At 71.6% G+C, this 13,719-nt stretch carries 16 protein-coding genes; 2 read left to right on the forward strand and 14 right to left on the reverse strand.

All coding sequences use genetic code 11. The annotated features are described in order from the left end of the window. Positions 1 to 12 precede the first annotated feature (12 nt). Genes HYQ63_RS39080 through HYQ63_RS39105 form a run of 6 tightly spaced genes read right to left on the reverse strand, consistent with a single transcriptional unit; the run spans position 13 to position 5,181 of the window. The gene (locus tag HYQ63_RS39080; protein WP_179938464.1) at positions 13 to 1,062 is read right to left on the reverse strand and encodes an LLM class flavin-dependent oxidoreductase; all 1,050 of its coding nucleotides are present in this window, start codon (positions 1,060 to 1,062) and stop codon (positions 13 to 15) included. After that, positions 1,059 to 2,081: a 4-hydroxy-2-oxovalerate aldolase gene (dmpG, locus tag HYQ63_RS39085; protein WP_179938466.1), complete on the reverse strand. Its 1,023-nt coding sequence runs from the start codon at positions 2,079 to 2,081 to the stop codon at positions 1,059 to 1,061. Before dmpG ends, HYQ63_RS39080 begins: the two co-directional genes overlap by 4 nt. Beyond that, positions 2,078 to 3,025 (reverse strand): acetaldehyde dehydrogenase (acetylating), encoded by a 948-nt coding sequence (locus HYQ63_RS39090; RefSeq protein ID WP_179938468.1) that lies wholly within the window; start codon positions 3,023 to 3,025, stop codon positions 2,078 to 2,080. Before HYQ63_RS39090 ends, dmpG begins: the two co-directional genes overlap by 4 nt. After that, positions 3,022 to 3,834 (reverse strand): 2-keto-4-pentenoate hydratase, encoded by an 813-nt coding sequence (locus HYQ63_RS39095; RefSeq protein ID WP_179938470.1) that lies wholly within the window; start codon positions 3,832 to 3,834, stop codon positions 3,022 to 3,024. The genes HYQ63_RS39090 and HYQ63_RS39095 overlap by 4 nt, the downstream gene beginning before the upstream one ends. Beyond that, positions 3,831 to 4,157, reverse strand: a complete 327-nt coding sequence (fdxA, locus tag HYQ63_RS39100; RefSeq protein ID WP_179938472.1) for a ferredoxin — start codon at positions 4,155 to 4,157, stop codon at positions 3,831 to 3,833. The genes HYQ63_RS39095 and fdxA overlap by 4 nt, the downstream gene beginning before the upstream one ends. A 1-nt stretch (position 4,158) precedes the next feature. Continuing rightward, positions 4,159 to 5,181, reverse strand: coding sequence for an NAD(P)/FAD-dependent oxidoreductase (locus HYQ63_RS39105; RefSeq protein ID WP_179938474.1), 1,023 nt, complete (start codon positions 5,179 to 5,181; stop codon positions 4,159 to 4,161). Between the two features lie 139 nt (positions 5,182 to 5,320). Between HYQ63_RS39105 and HYQ63_RS39110 the strand changes: the two genes are divergently transcribed. Beyond that, positions 5,321 to 6,298 carry an ABC transporter substrate-binding protein gene (locus HYQ63_RS39110; protein WP_179938476.1) on the forward strand — a complete coding sequence of 326 codons (978 nt, stop codon included), beginning with the start codon at positions 5,321 to 5,323 and terminating at the stop codon, positions 6,296 to 6,298. Here the strand turns inward: HYQ63_RS39110 and HYQ63_RS39115 are convergent. The 8 genes from HYQ63_RS39115 to HYQ63_RS39145 are packed head-to-tail and all read right to left on the reverse strand — an operon-like array spanning position 6,295 to position 12,544. Beyond that, positions 6,295 to 6,711, reverse strand: a complete 417-nt coding sequence (locus tag HYQ63_RS39115) for an acyl dehydratase (protein ID WP_179938478.1) — start codon at positions 6,709 to 6,711, stop codon at positions 6,295 to 6,297. The two genes, HYQ63_RS39110 and HYQ63_RS39115, sit on opposite strands and share 4 nt — an antisense overlap. Then, complete coding sequence (locus tag HYQ63_RS39120; RefSeq protein WP_179938480.1) at positions 6,708 to 7,235, reverse strand: MaoC family dehydratase N-terminal domain-containing protein; 528 nt, start codon at positions 7,233 to 7,235, stop codon at positions 6,708 to 6,710. The genes HYQ63_RS39115 and HYQ63_RS39120 overlap by 4 nt, the downstream gene beginning before the upstream one ends. Then, a complete protein-coding gene (locus tag HYQ63_RS39125) occupies positions 7,232 to 8,017 on the reverse strand; it encodes an IclR family transcriptional regulator (protein ID WP_179938482.1) in 786 nt (261 codons plus the stop codon). Before HYQ63_RS39125 ends, HYQ63_RS39120 begins: the two co-directional genes overlap by 4 nt. A gap of 13 nt (positions 8,018 to 8,030) precedes the next feature. Next, positions 8,031 to 8,894: an alpha/beta fold hydrolase gene (locus HYQ63_RS39130; RefSeq protein WP_179938484.1), complete on the reverse strand. Its 864-nt coding sequence runs from the start codon at positions 8,892 to 8,894 to the stop codon at positions 8,031 to 8,033. Then, positions 8,891 to 9,853: a catechol 1,2-dioxygenase gene (locus HYQ63_RS39135; RefSeq protein WP_179938486.1), complete on the reverse strand. Its 963-nt coding sequence runs from the start codon at positions 9,851 to 9,853 to the stop codon at positions 8,891 to 8,893. Before HYQ63_RS39135 ends, HYQ63_RS39130 begins: the two co-directional genes overlap by 4 nt. After that, positions 9,850 to 11,193 carry a M20 family metallopeptidase gene (locus HYQ63_RS39140; protein WP_179938488.1) on the reverse strand — a complete coding sequence of 448 codons (1,344 nt, stop codon included), beginning with the start codon at positions 11,191 to 11,193 and terminating at the stop codon, positions 9,850 to 9,852. The genes HYQ63_RS39135 and HYQ63_RS39140 overlap by 4 nt, the downstream gene beginning before the upstream one ends. Beyond that, complete coding sequence (locus tag HYQ63_RS45325; RefSeq protein ID WP_257232441.1) at positions 11,190 to 11,312, reverse strand: hypothetical protein; 123 nt, start codon at positions 11,310 to 11,312, stop codon at positions 11,190 to 11,192. Before HYQ63_RS45325 ends, HYQ63_RS39140 begins: the two co-directional genes overlap by 4 nt. Continuing rightward, entirely contained in the window at positions 11,309 to 12,544 is a 1,236-nt protein-coding gene (locus HYQ63_RS39145) for a Rieske 2Fe-2S domain-containing protein (protein WP_179938490.1), read from the reverse strand. Before HYQ63_RS39145 ends, HYQ63_RS45325 begins: the two co-directional genes overlap by 4 nt. Positions 12,545 to 12,781: 237 nt before the next feature. Here HYQ63_RS39145 and HYQ63_RS39150 point away from each other — a divergent pair, with 237 nt between their 5' ends. Then, complete coding sequence (locus tag HYQ63_RS39150) at positions 12,782 to 13,636, forward strand: ABC transporter ATP-binding protein (protein WP_179938492.1); 855 nt, start codon at positions 12,782 to 12,784, stop codon at positions 13,634 to 13,636. Positions 13,637 to 13,719 lie beyond the last annotated feature (83 nt).

Below are 13,719 nucleotides of genomic sequence, written 5' to 3' on the forward strand. Positions count from 1 at the left end.
GCGGCCCTTTTGTCAATACCCGGAAAGGCCGCCGAGAGCCGGCAGTACCTCGGATCCGACCGCCTCGATCAGCTCGGTGGGCGGATCGTAGGAACCCACGTGCTGGAGGAAGACCCCGGACACCCCGGCGTCGTGCAGGGCGGTGAGCCGTTCGGCGATCTGCGCGGCGGTGCCGAACAGACAGAATTCCTGGGCGAACCGCACGGCCGCCTCGTCGCTGACCCATGCCGAACACACCGTGACGGCCGCGTCCCAGTCCTCGGCGTGCACCAGATCCGGGTAGACCCCCTCCACCGTGGCGGGGACGTCCACCTCTATCCCCGCGAGGGCGAGGAAGGGCGCCCCGCCGTTCTGCGTGATCGACGCGCAGATCGGTTTGATCAGCCGCGCCTCGGCCTCGATGTCGTCGGTCACCGCGCAGAACGCGGACACCGTCAGCGGTACCGCCGAGGCCGTCCGGCCCACGGCCTCGGCGCCTTCGCGCACCCGGGCGGCGGCCCCGGCCAGGGTCCTCGGGGACACCCCGCTGAGCAGGATGGCGCCGTCGGCGATCTCACCCGCCAGCCGCAGGTTCTTCGGCCCGCTCGCCGCGAGGTGGATCGGGATCCGCGGCCCTGGATCGCGCAGCCGGGAGTGGACACCGCCGCCGAAGTCCCACTCCCGCCCGTCCAGCAGCGTCCGCAGCATGCCCACGCCTTCGCGCATCGCCGCCGAGGTGGTCTGCCGCAGATTGACCGGGCCGACCGAGCTGTTGCCCACGCCGAGGCCGAGGGTGAACCGCCCGGGTGCCAGCTCGGCCACGCTGCGCGCGGCCGACGCCACGACGGCCGGATGCCGGGTCGCCACATTGGTGACCGCGGTCCCCAGGCCGATGCGCTCGGTGGCCAGCGCGGCGGCGGTCAGCGTGGTGAACACGTCCCGCCACAGCAGCTGCGAGTCGGGAAACCACACCTGGTCGAAGCCCAGCTCCTCGGCCCGTCGCACGGTCCGCGCCACCCGGTCCGCCCGGTCGCACGGCGGTACCCGGATCCCGATCCACGGCCGGGTCGTCACGGCGCTCATGCCCGCCCCTCGGCCAGGTCCAGCGCCACGTCCGTGATCATGTCCTCCTGGCCGCCGACCATGCCGCGTCGGCCGACCTCGACGAGGATGCTGCGGGTGTCCAGGCCGTAGCGGGCCGCCGCCGTCTCGGCGTGGCGCAGAAAGCTGGAGTACACGCCCGCGTAGCCGAGGCTCAGGGTCTCCCGGTCCACCCGCACCGGCCGGTCCTGGAGCGGCCGTACCAGGTCGTCGGCGGCGTCCATCAGCGGGAACAGATCGCAGCCGTGGGACCACCCCAGCAGATCGGCCACCGCGATGAAGGCCTCCAGCGGGCAGTTTCCGGCGCCCGCGCCCTGCCCGGCCAGCGAGGCGTCGACGCGGGTGACGCCGTTCTCCACGGCGACCACGCTGTTGGCCACCCCGAGCCCCAGATTGTGGTGGGCGTGGATGCCCAGTTCCGTGTCGGGTGAGAGGACGTCGCGGTAGGCGCGGAAGCGATCGCGCACCCCGTCCATGGTCAGCCGTCCGCCGGAGTCGGTGACGTACACGCAGTGGGCGCCGTAGGACTCCATCAGCTTGGCCTGCCGGGCGAGTTCGGCAGGCTCGGCCATGTGGGACATCATGAGGAAGCCCGCGACGTCCATGCCCAGCTCGCGGGCGGCGGAGATGTGCTGGGCGGAGATGTCGGCCTCGGTGCAGTGGGTCGCGATGCGCACCGAGCGGATGCCCGTCGCATGGGCCCGCATCAGGTCGCGCACGGTGCCGATGCCGGGCAGCAGCAGGGTGGTGGGGACGGCGTGCCGGACGGCGTCGGTGACCGCCTCGATCCACTCCCAGTCGGTGTGCGCGCCGACGCCGTAGTTGACGCTGGAGCCGGACAGGCCGTCGCCGTGGGCGATCTCGACGGCGCCGACGCGGGCGGCGTCGAGGGCGGCGGCGATGGAGCGGGCCTGGCCTGTGGTGTAGCGGTGCCGGAGGGCGTGCATGCCGTCCCGCAGGGTGACGTCCTGGATGTACAGGGAGGCCTCTGGCGTGGTCACTTGGCTGCCTCCATGGTCCGGTGTGCGGCCAGGCGCTCCGCGGTGCGCAGCGCGGCCGAGGTCATGATGTCGAGGTTGCCCGCGTAGGCCGGGAGGTAGTGGGCGGCGCCCTCGACCTCCAGGAACACCGACACCTTGGCCGCGCCGCGGCGCGCGCCCACGGGTACGAGGGTGCGCAGCGGATCGTCGTCGGCGATCCGGTCGAACTGCACCTTCTGCTTGAGGCGGTAGCCCGGGACATAGGTCTGGACGCGCTCCACCATCGCCTCGATCGAGGCGGTGACCGCCGCGTCGTCGCACTCCGAGACCAGACAGTGCACGGTGTCCCGCATGATCAGCGGCGGTTCGGCCGGGTTGAGGACGATGATGGCCTTGCCCCGGCCCGCCCCGCCGACCTGCTCGATGGCGGAGGCGGTGGTCTCGGTGAACTCGTCGATGTTGGCCCGGGTGCCCGGACCGGCCGAGCGGGAGGCGATGGAGGCGACGATCTCCCCGTAGTGCACGGGGGTGACGGCCGAGACGGCGGCGACGACCGGGATGGTGGCCTGTCCGCCGCAGGTCACCATGTTGACGTTGGAGCTGTCCAGATGGGCGTCGAGGTTCACCGGCGGCACCACGTACGGGCCGATGGCGGCCGGGGTGAGGTCGACCACCGTACGGCCGAGGGCGCGCAGCACCTCGTCGTGGCGGCGGTGGGCACCCGCCGAGGTGGCGTCGAAGACGATCCGCACATCGGCGAACTCGTCCAGCGCGACCAGCCCGTCCACGCCCTCGTGCGTCGTGGCCACCTTCAGGCGGCGGGCGCGCGCGAGGCCGTCGGAGTCCGGGTCGATGCCCGCCATCGCCGCCATCTCCAGGCTGCCGGACAGCCGCAGCACCTTGATCATGAGATCGGTGCCGATGTTGCCGGAGCCGATGACGGCGACCTTGGTACGGGTGCTCATGCCCTGTCTCCCTCCGTCGCGAACTCGACCGTGACCCGGCCCAGTTGACTGATCTGTGCCTCGAAGCGATCTCCTGGGCCCGCGGCCACCATCGGGCCCAGCGCCCCGGTCAGCAGGGTCTCCCCGGCGCGCAGCGGATCGCCCTGGGCGGCGACGGTCGAGGCGAGCCAGGCCGCGGCGTTCAGCGGGCTGCCGAGGCAGTCAGCGCCGGTGCCCTCCGAGACCGTCCGGCCGTCGCGGGTCATCGTCATCCGCACCCCGCGCACATCGAGCCCGGTCAGCGGCACGGGGGTGCCACCGAGCACGTACAGCCCGCAGGACGCGTTGTCGGCGACGGTGTCCACGATGCCGATGTTCCACTCGGCGATACGGCTGTCCACGATCTCCAGCGCGGGCAGCGCGAACTCGGTCGCGCGCAGCACGTCGGCCACGGTGCAGTCGCGGTGCGGCAGATCGGCGCCGAGGACGAGCGCCACCTCCGCCTCCACCTTGGGCTGGAGCAGCCGCCCGGCCGCCACCACACCGCCCTCCGGGACCGCCATGTCGGCGAACAGCGTCCCGAAGTCCGGCTGGTCCACGCCCAGTTGGGTCTGCACGGCGGGCGAGGTCAGGCCGATCTTACGGCCCGCGATCCGCCGCCCGGCGGCCACGCCGCGCCCGACGTTCACCCGCTGCACCGCGTACGCGGCCCCGATGTCGCCGTCGGCGAGGAACGTGCGCACCGGCGGGCACACCACACCGGTGCGCGTGGCCTCCAGCAGGGTGTCGGCCGCCTTGGACACCTCCGGGGGAAGTCCCTGGCCGGTCATGAGGCGGCTCCCGCGACGAGCGGGGTGTCGACGCCGACGGGGCCGAGGCCGGTGGCTCCGCCCGGGGTGCCCAGCGGCTCCGTACGGCCGGGCAGCGGCTCGGTGAAGAAGCGGCGGTTGTCCTCGCGGTACTCGGGCCCCGCCAGCCGGTCCACCGCGATCGCCTGTTCGGGGCAGGCGGTTTCGCAGGCGCCGCAGTCGATGCACTCCACCGGGTTGATGTAGAGCTTCCGCATCCCCTCGTAGATGCAGTCGACCGGGCATTCCTCCATGCAGGAGCGGTCCATGATGTCGACGCAGGCCGGGCCGATGACGTAGGCCATGTCAGTTCTCCTTCTCTGTGGAATGCCCGGGGAACAGCATTGCCTCCGGATCGATCACGGTGGCCGCGTTGTTCACGGCGGTGGCGACCTCGCCGAAGCCAACGGCGATCAGCCGCACCTTGCCGGGGTAGTCGGTGATGTCCCCGGCGGCGAACACCCGCGGCAGGCTGGTGGCCATCCGGGTGTCCACGGCGATCCGCCGGGCCTGAAGCTCCAGCCCCCAGTTCTGGAGCGGGCCCAGATCCGCGGTGAAGCCGAGTGCGGCCACGACGGTCTGCGCCGGGAGGATCCGGGTGTCCTTGGTGAGGCGATGGCGGATCGTCACCTCTTCGAGGTTCTCCGCACCGTGCAGCCCGGTCACCTCGGTGTCGGTGATGATCTCGATGCCGAGGGAACGCACCTTCTCCACGGTCGCGCCATGGGCCCGGAACCGGTCCCGGCGGTGCACCAGCTTGACGGACCGGGCCAGGGGAGCGAGGGTCGCCGCCCAGTCGAAGGCGCTGTCCCCGCCGCCGACGATCACGATGTCGTGACCGGTGTGCACGGCCGGATCCGGTACGAAGTACACCTGCCCGCGTCCGAGGTAGTCCTCGCCCGCCGGCAGCGGCCGGGGCGTGAACGTCCCCACCCCGCCGGTGATCACGACGGCTCCGGCCCGGACCGCGGTCCCCGTGTCGCTGCGCACCACGGGGTGTCCGTCCTCGTCGTGGGACAGCTCGACCGCCCGCTGACCGAGGAGATAGACCGGGCCGTACGGCTCCGCCTGGGCCACCAGGCCGTCCACCAGATCGCGGCCGCGCACCGAGGGGAAACCTGCGATGTCGAAGATGGGCTTCTCGGGGTACATCGCGCTGATCTGGCCGCCGCACTGGGGGAGGACGTCCATGACCGCCACGCGCAGCCCGCGGAACCCCGCGTAATACGCGCCGTAGAGTCCCGACGGACCGGCGCCGATGATGAGGATGTCGGTGTCCACCACGTCCGATGCGGACGTGGTGGCCGGAACATCGGTAAGAACGCTCATGGGCCGGGAGCGTAGGGACCGCCGTGGCCGGGCCCAATGAAACCGTTCCGTCTGGCGGGACACCTCGCTACGGCTGAGGTGCCTGCCCCTGGGAACGTGGCGCGACCACAGGGAAATCCCGCGCGGGAGGTCATGACCCATGAACCCGGACAACAGCAGAGCGGGGCGGCTGCTGGTCGCCTGTACGGCGCTCCTCCTCGTCCCCGCCTGCATGGCGGGGACGGTGGACTCCGACGCCGGGGAGGTGAAGGGCGGGCCCACGGTGCGCGTCGCCCTCGGCGTGGACGCCTCGTACGCGCCCTTCTACCTGGCGAAGGAGCGGGGGATGTTCGCCAAGGCAGGCGTGAACGTCGAGCTGATGCGGACCGAGGGCGGCCCCACGGCGGGCCAGGCGGTCACGGCGGGCACCGCACAGCTGGCGGCCAACGCCGACTCCACCGCGCTGTCGCTGATGGCGGGCGATCCGGGCCTGCGGGCGCTGGGTGTCTTCCAGTCCTCCGGCCGCTATCTCAAGGTCGTCATGCGCGATGGCATCACGTCCCCGCGGCAGATCAAGACGATGGCGTCCATCCAGGGCCTCGGCCTGTACGCGACCCACGCCTATCTGCGCCGCCACGGCATCGATCCCGCGTCAGTGAAGATCCACCAGAGTTCGCCGCCCGAGATGCCCGGACTGCTCCAGCGCGGCTCCATCGACGCCTATGTGCTCTACGAGCCGTGGGCCGCCAAGGGCGCTGAGTCGGGCGGCCACGTCGCGGGCCACAGCGGCGACTTCGGGGTGACCTATGTGCAGTGGCTGCTGGCGGAAGACCGCTGGCTGAAGAACAACCAGGAGGTCGCGGCCAAGGTCTTCAAGGTCCTCGCCGAGGCGGACCGGATGGTGACCCGCGATCCCGCCGCCGCCGCGGAGGCCACCCACCAGCAGGTGAAGCTGCCCACGGCGCAGACGCGGAAGGTGCTCCCGGAGATCACCTTCCGCGTCCGCGGACTGACCGGCGCCGACGTCACGCAGTCCGCCAGGATCACCGGCTTTCTCACCGGGCAGAAGCTCATCAAGAAGTCGCCCGATCTCGACCGCGCCCTGATGAAGGGCTGGTACGAGCGGTACGCCGGTTAGATTGGACCACCGGGGCGGGTCAGCTCGACCGTCCCGGTGACACACGCGGTGCCGTCGTCCTTGAAGACGGACACGTCCAGCGAGACGCGCTGTCCCCCGGCGGCGGGCTCGACCGCGGCGACCGTCGCGGTCCAGGTGAGCGGTTCACCGGCCACGGCGGTCGCCCGGTTGCGCCAGCTCACCCCCTCCAGCCGCGCGTCCGGCCCCGACCAGTCGAGGGCGTACCGGACGAGTGTCTCGCCGTGCAGGGTGGACTGCACGACCACATCGGGAAACCCCTCCGAGGCGGCGAACTCCCCGTCGTAGTGGATGCGGTGCGCGTTCCATGACACGGCGCTGAACCGGAACAGCTGCACCCTGCTGTGGGCGTAGCGGCGTGGCGGGCAGACCTGCCCGGCGGCGGGGGTGTTCACGCGGCGGCCTCCCTCGGAGCGGTTTCTCCGTCCAGCACGACGATCGTCTCGTCCACGGCCATCAGCTCCCTTCCGTCCTCCGAGGTGAACCGGGTGGTCACGCCCAGCAGGACGAACGCCCCCGAGCGGCCCCCCTTACGGTCCGCCGAGGTCACCGCCCGGGACGCGGTGATCCGGGCGCCCGCCACGGGGATCCGGCCGAGCCGCACCGACTGGCCGCCGTGCACCTGGCGCACCAGCAGGCCCTGGGTACACGGGGACTCCCGGGCGGCCAGGCCGTCCGGGCGCAGCGCGTCCTCGGCCGGACCGTCCTCCCAGCTCATCATCGCCGCGAGGAACAGCGGGGGAGCCTCGACGGGCTCCCCGGTCGCCTCCCGGGCGCGGGCCCGGGCCACGTACGCGTCATCGCCCACGGCCGCCGCGTACCGGCAGAACTCCTTGACCGTCAGCACACCGCAGTCCTCGGGCTCCCACCGGCCGATCAGCGTCCGGGCCCGCGCCACCACCTCCTCCAGCGCCGTCACAGGGCGGCTCGCAGCGCCCGGCTGATCCCCAGACCCGCGGTGCGCAGCGCACCCATGTGCGTGTTGGCGTCGAAGCGGTACGTGGGCGCGGTGATGGACAGCGCACCCGCCAGCGAACCCCCGCGGGCGAACACTGGCACGGCCATGCTCAGATAGCCCAGCCGGATCTCCTCCGCCTCCGTCGCGATGCCCTGCTCCCGGACCCGCTCCAACTGGCACAGCAGCCGCGCGGGCGAGGTGATCGTGTAGCGGGTGAAGGGCTTCAGCCCGTTGCCGATCACCTCCCCGGCCAGGGACTTCGGCGAAAAGGCCAGGATCGCCTTGCCGGTGGCGGTGCAGTACAGCGGAAGCCGCCCCGCCACCCGCGACTCCTCGCTCAGCCCGCGATGCGGGAGGATCTTCTCCAGATACACGACGTCGAGGCCGTCGTGGATCGCGAAGTGGATGGTCTCCCGGGTGGCCAGCAGCAGATCCTCCATGTACGGCTGCGCCACCTCGCGCAGGATCCGCTGCCGGTGCACCCGCTGGCCGATCTCGAACAGGCGCAGCCCCAGCCGGTAGTCGCAGCCCGCCCGCTCCAGGAGCCCCCAGACGACCAGCTCCTGCGCGAGCCGGTGCACGGTGGCCTTCGCCACGCCCGTACGGCGCACCAGGTCGGCGAGGGAGAGGGTGTCGTCGTCGGCGGTGAACGCCTCCAGGATCGGGCGCACCTTGCCCAGGACGGAGTTCATCGAGTCGGGAGACGGCGGCGCTGCCGCGTGGTCGAGCGGGACGACGGTCATGCCGGGCACCCCCTCATCGCGACGCTTCGTCGAGGAAGTCCAGGCTGAGCGGGTTGTAGAGCTCCGCCTTCTCGTGCTGCGGCCAGTGCCCGCACTCGTTGAAGAGCTCCAGCCGGGCCCCGGGGATGGCGGCGGTGATGGCCTCGGCCTCCGGCACGGCCCCGAACGGGTTCTTGTTGCCCCACACCACCAGGGTCGGCGCCTTGATCCGCGCCATCCGGTCCGGCCGCAGCAGATTGCGTTCGCGCCGCTCGACCTCCTGGAGCGCCAGCAGGTTGTCCACGTTGGCCTGGAAGTCGGGGTGGTGGTAGATCTCGTAGCGGACCTGGGTCAGCTCCTCGCCCAGCTCCTCGTCCCAGTTCGCCCACAGCAGCTCGAGCCGCTTCCGGGTGTCGGAGATGTCGTCGTTCAGGACGGCGTTGCGCGTCGAGGTCTTCAGCCGCTCCATCACCTCCGGGTTGACCTTGGTCCCGCCCATGCACAGCAGCTGGAGCGAGGCCACCCGGTCCGGGTACTCGCTCGCCAGCCAGGACCCCACCCAGCCGCCCAGCGACTCGCCGACCAGGTGCGCGCGCTGCGCCCCCACCGCGTCGAGGTAGGCGATCAGGTGGTCGACGTAGGCGGGGATCTCCGCGGGGTGGTCCGGCTTGCCGGTGTAGCCGTGGCCGAGCATGTCGATGGCGTGGCAGCGGTATCCCCGCTCGACGTGCGCCGGGATGTTCCGTACGAACGCCTCCAGGTGGCCCGTCGTGCCGTGCAGGAACACCACGTGTTCGCCGTCCTCGGGACCCGCCTGGAGGGCCCGGGTGGTGATGTCGCCGGTTTGCACGTACGCGTGCCGGTAGTCGATGCCCGACAGTTCCGTCCAGATGCTCATGGCTGCCTTTCGCTGGTGTGGTGGTGCGTGGGATCGAGGACGGCGACACCCATGCCGGTGAGCCATTCCGGCAGGGATTCGTATGCCAGCCGCCGTCCGGGGGCGTGGCCGAGCAGGGCCGCCATGAGCAGCCAGGTGCGCACCTCCTGGGCGCCGTTGCCCGCCACTTTCTCCAGTTCTTCGGTGGTGTACCGGGCCACTTCGTGGGTCCGGCCGTTTTCGACCAGGCTCAGGAACTCCTCGTCGAAGTCCTCGTTGATGGCGGACTCCGCGGCCCGGATGATTTCGCGGCGCCTGACGTCGTAGTCCTTCCAGTGGTCGCGGCCGTTCAGCCACGCGCCCACCATGAACTCCTCGTCGTCGCCGTGCGGATCGCGCCAGTCCGGCCACGGCAGGCGGTGCGACAGACCGCCGGAGCCGATCACCGCCACCCGGCGGCCCTCGGGGAACCCCAGCACCGCGTCCCGGATGGCGCGGCCCAGCTGCTCGCAGCGGTCGAGCGTGGGCAGCGGATGGGCGAACACGTTCACCACGAGCGGCACGATCTCCACGTCCAGCCCGTCGAGCAGATACTGGATGGCGTGCGACTGGCCGTGGTCGATCTGGAGCTTGGCCGAGTACGCCAAGTCGAACCGGCCGCCCTCCACCAGGGTGTTCGCGATGTGCCGGGCGAGCGGCACGTCCACCGGCTGCGGGCCCTCGGGGGTGCCGGACTCACCGCTGGCCACGCACTCGCCCACGCCGATGGTGAAGCTGGGGATGAGGTCCAGCCAGAAGCCGCGGAAGTGGTTGGAGCCCACCAGGATCACGGTGTCGGGCCGGGCCGCCGCGATCTCGTCGCGCGCCTGACGCAGCGCGTCGCGGAACCGCTCGGCGCGGTCCTTGTGGAAGGTCTCCTCCCAGTGGGTGTTCATGAGCGTGCTGTGTGACGCGCCCACACCGAGGACGATGTCGGTCATGACGGTTCTCCTTCCACCTCGTCGCGGGTGCGGGTGACGGTGTCGACGGCGGTACGGACCAGGTGGCGGGTCAGCCGCTCCATGGCCCGCACGTCGACGGTGTTCATCCCCGCTGCGAAGTCGATCTCGAAGGGGGCGTCGGTGACCTTCGGCATCCCGACGCGCACCGTGGGCACGCCCCGGCCGCGCAGGATGTTGGCGTCGGTGGCGCCGCTGTTGCCACGGATCACCTCGTGCGGACGGTCCTCCAGCGCCTCCCAGCCCGCGATCGCGCTGCGGCACACCCAGCTGTCCGGATCGGTCCGGGTCCCGGGGATGGCGAGGATCATCTCGGCGGTGACATCGATCCCGGTGTCCTCCCGGATCGCGTCGACCGTGGCCAGGAACTCCCGCTTGGCCCGCACCGGGGTCGTGTCCGGGCCGATCCGCAGATCCACCCTGAGCGTGCAGGCCGCCGGGGTCGTGGCCGCCATGCGCGGCCATCCGCCGCGCACCGAGGCCACCACGCCCTGCGGCGCGACGGTGCCGCCGGTGTGGCGGAGGGCGTACTTCTCGAACCACTCCTCCAGGCGCAGCGCGACCGTGCCCGCGTTCGCGATGGCGTTGTCGTACGGCAGGCGGTGGCGCGACCCCACATAGGTGTGCAGGCCGGGCACGGTGACCTCGAACCACACGAGCCCGACCTCGTCCCAGGACACCGTCCAGCCGGGCTTGGCGATCACCGCGTAGTCGGTCCACACCCCCTGCTCCAGCAGGAACGAACAGCCCACGCCCTGGCCCGTGTTGTACCGGACGCCACCGGGCCGGGCGTTGGTGGGCATGCCGCCCGCGCCGAACGCCGCGACGAGATCGCCGGTGAGCGGGACACCGGACCGGCGGATGGCCTCGGCGGCCATCATCACGCACGCGGCGTGGCCCTTCGGGTTGGACGCCCCGAGCCCGGTCACCAGATCGCCGTGGACGGTGGCGCGCGGCCGCATGTCGGGGCGCAGCTCGGGGCCGATCCAGGGGACGTCCTCGCTCTCCTCGCCCACCGTGAGGGTGTCGATGGGCGCGTAGAGCATGAGGTCGGGGCCGGTGCCGTCGCCGGTGAGCCGGGCCCAGGCGTTGGCCTGCCGGTCGTCGACCGGCTGCACCCGGGCGTCGCATCCGGCGGCGCCGAGGGTGTCGGCGATGTGTGCGGCGAGCGGTCCCTCGTCGCCCGTCGGGCTCGGGACGTCGACGAGCCCGATGATCAGCTCGCGCAGCCGGCCGGGGGTGATGTGGCGCCAGGCGTCGGTGACCCAGGCGCCGCGTCGCTCGTCCAGTCCGGTCAGGCCCGCCGGTCCGCCGCCGGTCACTGGTTGATCCTGTGGACCTGGGTCATGGTGGTGCGCGCGATGCGCTTCCTGGCCAGGGGGAGGCTCACGGCGATCGCGGCCCCGGCCAGCAGGGTGAGCAGGGTACGGCCCATGGTCATGCCTTCTTGTCGCGGGTGGAGTGGGGTGTTTCGGGGGCGTCGGCGCCGACCGCGGCCAGCTTCTTGCCGTACTCCTCCTCGCTGAGGTTCCGCCAGGAGGTCAGTGAGACATCGGGGCGGTAGAGCTTCTCCGGGGGCGCGTCGGTGACGTCGACCATCCAGGCGTCCTGGCCGGAGAACTGGCCGTGGAACAGCCAGCGGACGGCGCCCAGGTACTTGGCGTAGAAGCCGAGCGTCTTCCAGCCCTCGGTGAAGTTGACCATCACGCCGACGTAGCGGTGGTTGTCCTCGTCCACCGGGACGTAGAACTCGTAGTGGATGAACTTCGGGTAGGCGATGCGCAGGACACCCGGCATCGACAGGGACGCGAAGCCGGGGAACTCCTGCGCCTCGATCGTCGGGTTGATCGTGTCGGCCTTGCCGGTGTTCCCGATGTTGAAGGTCTCCTCGGGCGGCTGCATCTTCCACCAGCGCTTGTTGGTCCAGCGGCCGACGCCGGGGTAGTGGGCCTCCCAGTGGACCTCGTCCTGCACCCGGAAGATCCAGCGCCCCTTGGGCACGATCCGGGTGATGTTCCAGGTGGGCATGGGCTTGAACAGGCGCCACAGCGCGGTCCGGTGCAGATACTTCGCGTGGCCCTCGTCGAAGCCGTTCTCGCAGGCGAAGCGCCAGTTGCCACCGCGCGGCTCGATCCGGCCCCCCATGACGAACCCGTTGCCGACGAGTTCCTCGGGCAGCTGCGTATCGATCGGGTGCGGCTCCTCGTCGGCGATCGGGATGTACACCCACACCATGCCGAGGCGCTCTTCCACCGGGTACGTCCGCACCCCGACCTTGCCGGTCAGCCGGCAGCCGGGCCCGTCGGTGATGACCGCGGACAGCTTGCCGGTGGGCAGATCGAACGTCCACCCGTGGTACGGGCAGCTCACGGTGCCCGGAAACTGCTGGTCACCCTCCGACAGCGGCACCCCGCGGTGCGGACAGCGATTGTGCAGGGCGTACGCCGTGCCGCCGTCCCGGATCAGCGTGATCTTCTCGCCGCAGAGGGTGAAGGGGAGCGGCTTGCCGGTGATGTGGCTGGACCAGGTGACCGGGTACCAGTACCCGCGGAAGCCCGAGCCCGCCGCATCGTAATGGGGCCAGGAGGCCCAGTCCTGGCGGCCGGGTTCCCCCGCTGTTCTGCCGCGGCCCCGGCCGGTGTGCTGGGTATCGGGCGAGCCCTCGACCGTCATCGTGCGTGTCCTCCCGCTGCCGTACGAACCATGGCACCGAGAATGCGCGGCCGCGCCGGGTCTGCCTACGGACTCGTCCCGCTCAGCAGAACGCCCGGTGTCGCGGGCGCCGCACGGCCACCTGGCGCGACATCCCCGAAAGGGCAACGGACCGCGGCGTCCCGCTCAGCGGAACCCCCTCCATGCGCGGGCGCGCCGCCGCGGTCTACCGTGCGCGCACTCGGCGAAGGGACCACGATGACGAAGACCATCGCAACCCCCCGGCCCCCGGACGGCTCGGCCCCCGGCGGTGGCGGAACCCGCGGTGCGGCCCTGTCCGCCACCGGGGTGGGCATCCGGTTCGGCTCCTTCGAGGCCGTACGGGACATCTCGCTCGACATCGCCGCCGGTGAGTTCCTCTGCCTGCTCGGACCGAGCGGCTGCGGCAAGTCCACCCTGCTGTCCGCCATGGCCGGGTTCGTGCCGGTGGCCGCGGGCGGCCTCACCGTCGACGCCACCCCGATCACCGGCCCCGACCCCGACCTCGGCATGGTCTTCCAGGGCAGCGAGGCCCTGTTCGACTGGATGACCGTGCGCCAGAACGTGGCCTTCGGCCCGCGGATGCGCGGACGGTCCCGGGCGGCCCGCGCCGAACTGGCCGACTCCTATCTCGGTCTGGTGGGGCTGCGCCACTGCGCCGACCGGTTTCCCGGCCAGCTCTCCGGCGGCATGCGCCAGCGGGTGCAGATCGCCCGGGTGCTGGCGGGCGAGCCGCGCGTGGTGCTGATGGACGAGCCGTTCGGCGCGCTCGACGCCCAGACCCGCCAGGTCATGCAGGACGAGATGGGCCGCATCTGGAAGGCCTCGGGATGCACCGTCGTCTTCGTCACCCACGACATCGACGAGGCGATCCTGCTGGCCGACCGGATTGCCGTGATGACCGCGGGCCCGGCCGCCTCGGTCAAGGCCGTCTACCCGGTCGACCTGCCCCGGCCCCGGGACGAGACGGACCCGGCCGCCGTCGAACTCCGCCGCGCCCTGCGGGAGGACATCGGCGAGGAAGTGCGCAAGGCCCTGCGCGACCAGGGACTCGACCTCGAGGAGACACGATGACTGAGGAGACGCGATGACCACCGTGACGGCCGAGACCTCCGCCACCCCGCGCCCCGGGAGACACCCGGGGCGCGCCACGGTCG

This window comes from Streptomyces sp. Rer75, from assembly GCF_013414305.1.
In the GTDB taxonomy this organism is placed as follows: Bacteria; Actinomycetota; Actinomycetes; order Streptomycetales; family Streptomycetaceae; genus Streptomyces; species Streptomyces himastatinicus.

Excerpts from the sequence above, each read along its gene's own strand:
- HYQ63_RS39080 (WP_179938464.1), bottom strand. The coding sequence starts at position 1,062 with ATGAGCGCCGTGACGACCCGGCCGTGGATCGGGATCCGGGTACCGCCG.
- HYQ63_RS39090 (WP_179938468.1), bottom strand. The coding sequence starts at position 3,025 with ATGAGCACCCGTACCAAGGTCGCCGTCATCGGCTCCGGCAACATCGGC.
- HYQ63_RS39095 (WP_179938470.1), bottom strand. The coding sequence starts at position 3,834 with ATGACCGGCCAGGGACTTCCCCCGGAGGTGTCCAAGGCGGCCGACACC.
- fdxA (WP_179938472.1), bottom strand. The coding sequence starts at position 4,157 with ATGGCCTACGTCATCGGCCCGGCCTGCGTCGACATCATGGACCGCTCC.
- HYQ63_RS39105 (WP_179938474.1), bottom strand. The coding sequence starts at position 5,181 with ATGAGCGTTCTTACCGATGTTCCGGCCACCACGTCCGCATCGGACGTG.
- HYQ63_RS39110 (WP_179938476.1), top strand. The coding sequence starts at position 5,321 with ATGAACCCGGACAACAGCAGAGCGGGGCGGCTGCTGGTCGCCTGTACG.
- HYQ63_RS39125 (WP_179938482.1), bottom strand. The coding sequence starts at position 8,017 with ATGACCGTCGTCCCGCTCGACCACGCGGCAGCGCCGCCGTCTCCCGAC.
- HYQ63_RS39130 (WP_179938484.1), bottom strand. The coding sequence starts at position 8,894 with ATGAGCATCTGGACGGAACTGTCGGGCATCGACTACCGGCACGCGTAC.
- HYQ63_RS39135 (WP_179938486.1), bottom strand. The coding sequence starts at position 9,853 with ATGACCGACATCGTCCTCGGTGTGGGCGCGTCACACAGCACGCTCATG.
- HYQ63_RS45325 (WP_257232441.1), bottom strand. The coding sequence starts at position 11,312 with ATGACCATGGGCCGTACCCTGCTCACCCTGCTGGCCGGGGCCGCGATC.
- HYQ63_RS39145 (WP_179938490.1), bottom strand. The coding sequence starts at position 12,544 with ATGACGGTCGAGGGCTCGCCCGATACCCAGCACACCGGCCGGGGCCGC.
- HYQ63_RS39150 (WP_179938492.1), top strand. The coding sequence starts at position 12,782 with ATGACGAAGACCATCGCAACCCCCCGGCCCCCGGACGGCTCGGCCCCC.